The 3,416-nt window shown below is 61.1% G+C and carries 4 protein-coding genes and 1 pseudogene; 3 read left to right on the forward strand and 2 right to left on the reverse strand.

All coding sequences use genetic code 11. The features are described 5' to 3' along the window. On the reverse strand, positions 1-204 hold a 204-nt coding region (locus E5W87_RS33085), incomplete at its 3' end, for a sulfotransferase (protein ID WP_292407449.1). A gap of 307 nt (positions 205-511) precedes the next feature. Here E5W87_RS33085 and E5W87_RS33090 point away from each other — a divergent pair. Together E5W87_RS33090 and E5W87_RS33095 are read left to right on the forward strand one after the other, a co-directional pair. Next, positions 512-703: a hypothetical protein gene (locus E5W87_RS33090; protein WP_292407452.1), complete on the forward strand. Its 192-nt coding sequence runs from the start codon at positions 512-514 to the stop codon at positions 701-703. Between the two features lie 443 nt (positions 704-1,146). Beyond that, the gene (locus tag E5W87_RS33095) at positions 1,147-1,977 is read left to right on the forward strand and encodes a hypothetical protein (RefSeq protein ID WP_292407455.1); all 831 of its coding nucleotides are present in this window, start codon (positions 1,147-1,149) and stop codon (positions 1,975-1,977) included. A gap of 6 nt (positions 1,978-1,983) precedes the next feature. Here the strand turns inward: E5W87_RS33095 and yghU are convergent, their stop codons facing one another. Further along, the gene (gene yghU, locus E5W87_RS33100; RefSeq protein WP_292407458.1) at positions 1,984-2,850 is read right to left on the reverse strand and encodes a glutathione-dependent disulfide-bond oxidoreductase; all 867 of its coding nucleotides are present in this window, start codon (positions 2,848-2,850) and stop codon (positions 1,984-1,986) included. A 281-nt stretch (positions 2,851-3,131) separates the two neighbouring features. On the opposite strand from yghU, the pseudogene E5W87_RS33105 reads away from it, so the two are divergent. Continuing rightward, a pseudogene (locus E5W87_RS33105) lies at positions 3,132-3,416 on the forward strand (trypsin-like peptidase domain-containing protein); the annotation flags it as partial.

The following is a 3,416-nucleotide window of genomic DNA, read 5'->3' on the forward strand; positions in this document are numbered from 1 at the left end:
GCTGGCAAACGCTCGGTCCCAGTCGTGCGGCGTGCCGGGCTTGCTGTTCGCCACCTTGCGCCAGAAGTCGAGGTGGCCCTTGTTGGCCTTGTTGAGGATCACTTCCTGCATGTGATAGCAGGGAAAGCCGAGCCTGTTCAGCGCGGCAAAGGTCGACCATGTGCCCGTGCGTCCGAATCCCGCGCCGATTACCTTGAGCGCCATGTCATCCCCCCATTCCTCCCACGGACTGATATTCTTTTTTATGTCAGTCCGTAGGGCCTACGTTGCGCCCGGAGTGTCTGACGCGCAACAAATTTCCATTGTGTCCTCCCGTAATAGTTCAGCTCTTTTTGAATTGGCCAGCGGCGGCCAGGAAGCGCCTCAACCAGAGATTGCGTTAAGCATGCACACACTTCTGGTCCATTTGCCACTTGCGCAACCATTGAAAGGGTGAAAACGTTGGTCTGGGGTAAATGGGCAAGGGGGGTCGTCGCGGCTGTTGCAAGCTCCGGGACGGCCTTGAAAAGCGATGAATTTTCCACAGTTCCTGGTGGGGATGACCACCGCGTCACTGGTCGTGGCGCTCTCGACTTTTTTGGCAACCGGTTCAATCTGGAAGGCGCTGGGCTGGACGGTCCTGACCTTGATCGTTTTGCAGGTTGGATATTTTGTGTTCGTCGTCCGGCTGATCTATAGAGCCGAGCGAAAGACACACAGGTGATCCGCGACCCGTGAGTGCTGGACCATCGAGACGGTATCCGGTTTTACGACGTGTCGAGATTCAGGTCACTCCGGCTGAATATCTATATGCTTAGATCATGATGTTACCGAAATAGACATTATGGTCTAAGCCTTTTGAGGGCGGACTTGTTCGGTTCTGGGAATGTGCATTGGACGTTCCGTTACTTTAGTCAACCAGTATATATTTCCGAATACATATGCCTGGGTTGAGCCGCGCGGAAGCCTGCCTGCGGCCTGTGCAATCCCGGTCTCCCAAGGTGCTTCCTGCGGCCATCGACGCTGCTCGGTTGGCGGCCGACTTGTCCCCCGCGCCCTCGTCCCAGGCAAATCGTGGTGCTCGTGCAACAGGCCGGACTGATCCGCCGCGGGCACGACGGCAGGCCCGAAATCGCCGCTTGTGCGATCCGGCCGGAGGCTAGATGAATGCTCGTCATTTCGGTCGAGAAGGGCGCGATCGAAATGGAGAGGAGTGCCATGGCCGCCGACGATTCCGGATCGCCGCGCGTGATCTTGCTGCTTGGCAGCGCGCCCGATGTGGTGCGCTGCGAAGTCTGGCCAAAGCACGCCTTCAGCAGGATCGTCGCCATCAACAATGCCTGGCGCGTGCGCCCCGACTGGGATTTTCTCGTCCATGCCGGCGATTTCCCGCCGGACCGGCTGCCCCGGCGCGAAACCCTGCAGCAGGCCGAGATATTCAGTGCCGAGCACTACGTGCCGGCCCAGAACGCCTTCGGCGGCTTCGTCTATGCTGGTGGCACAATGGCGATGACGGCGGCCTATTGGACGATTCACAGCCAGAAACCCGATGTGCTGGCGTTCCTGGGCTGCGACATGATCTACGACCAGCCCGGCAAGACGCATTTCTACGGCATCGGTCGTGCCGATCCGCTGCGCAACGATGTGACGCTGCGCGATCTCGAGGCCAAGTCCGCCCGCCTGCTGGTCCAGGCGCTGAAGCGAGATTGCCTGTGCATCAACCTGTCCAACCTGCCGCGCAGCCGGCTGGTCTTCCCGAGGCTGACATTCGATGAGCTGAACGGCCTTTCGCGTTCGAGAATTGCCGAAATGAAAGCGGAGATCCTTGCCGGCATCCGGCTCGACAAGGCGGACAAGGCCGAGGCGATCGAGCAGGATCTCGGCTATTTCTACGAGGACGGCATGTACTGGAACCATCTCGACGAGATCGACGAGACGTATCTGGCCGACATCGACCGGCTCTGGATGTCGGCTGTCGAGACGGGGCGGGGCGGATGACGCCGCTCACTCCGCGGCCAGCTTGTCCTGCGTCTTGGTGTCGAAATCGCTGGCGTCGTGGCGCTCGTGCAGCTGTATGGCGGGCTCGCCGAAGGCGCGGTTGACCATGCGGCCGCGCTGCACCGCCGGCCGTGCGTCGATCGCGTCGGCCCAGCGCTGCACGTTCTTGTATTCCTGCACCGACAGGAACTCGCCGGCGTCGTTGTACGAGCGGCCCTTGGCCAGCCCGCCATACCAGGGCCACACCGCGATGTCGGCGATCGTGTAGTCGGCGCCGCCGAGATATTCGCTTATCGCCAGCCGCCGGTCGAGCACGTCCATCTGGCGCTTCACCTCCATGGCGAAGCGGTCGATGGCATATTCGATCTTTTCCGGCGCATAGGCGTAGAAATGGCCGAAGCCGCCGCCGAGATAGGGCGCCGAGCCCATCTGCCAGAACAGCCATGACAGGGTTTCGGCGCGCGCCGGCTGCTCGGTCGGCAGGAATTCGCCGAATTTTTCGGCCAGATGCAGCAGGATCGAGCCGGATTCGAAGACCCGGATCGGCTTTGGCCCGCTGCGGTCCATCAGCGCCGGGATCTTGGAGTTGGGATTGACCTCAACGAAGCCGCTGCCGAACTGGTCGCCGTCGTTGATCCTGATCAGCCAAGCGTCATATTCGGCGCCTTTGTGGCCGAGCGCCAAGAGTTCCTCCAGCATGATCGTCACCTTGACGCCGTTCGGCGTCGCCAGCGAATAGAGCTGCAGCGGATGCTTGCCGATCGGCAGCTCCTTGTCATGCGTCGGGCCGGCGATCGGCCGGTTGATGCTGGCGAAGGCGCCGCCGTTTTCCTTGTTCCAGATCCATACTTTCGGCGGTGTGTATTCGGTCATCTCGGGAGGCCTTGTGTTGGGAGGACTTGGGAAGATCAGCTTGCGCGGCAGAAGCGGGAAGTTGGATAGGGCAGCATTCACACACACGTAGGTGCAAGATGCGCAGGCTTCAAATGGGAAGTTCAACTTTTATTGGACTATCGTCGATGCCGGCAGTCAGATGAGGGGCAGCGCAAGCCTGCGCGATTGGCCTCCGCCTCTTGCGCCTCGCCACCTGCGCCATACCTATAGAGGATATCAGGCCTTTGGCGGCCGTCATGAATATTGCCGGGATTGAAAGCATGACCATCGACACCATTTTGCGGTCCATCGTGGCGGTGCGCGCCTCGATCCCCGACGACGCCTTCACTGCCAATGCGCTGGGCACGAGCCGGGAAGGCAGTGGCGTGGTGATACGCGACGACGGTCTGGTGCTCACCATCGGCTATCTCATCACCGAGGCGGAAGAAGTCTGGCTGACCGACCATAACGGGCGCGTGGTTCCCGCGCACGCACTCGCCTACGATCAGGAATCGGGCTTCGGCCTGGTGCAGGCGCTGGCCCCGCTCGGCCTGCCCGCGGTGGCT

It is taken from the genome of Mesorhizobium sp. (assembly GCF_004962925.1).
Lineage (GTDB): Bacteria > Pseudomonadota > Alphaproteobacteria > Rhizobiales > Rhizobiaceae > Mesorhizobium.

Coding starts and splice junctions, on each gene's coding strand:
- E5W87_RS33090 (WP_292407452.1), top strand. CDS start 512: ATGAATTTTCCACAGTTCCTGGTGGGGATGACCACCGCGTCACTGGTC.
- E5W87_RS33095 (WP_292407455.1), top strand. CDS start 1,147: ATGCTCGTCATTTCGGTCGAGAAGGGCGCGATCGAAATGGAGAGGAGT.
- yghU (WP_292407458.1), bottom strand. CDS start 2,850: ATGACCGAATACACACCGCCGAAAGTATGGATCTGGAACAAGGAAAAC.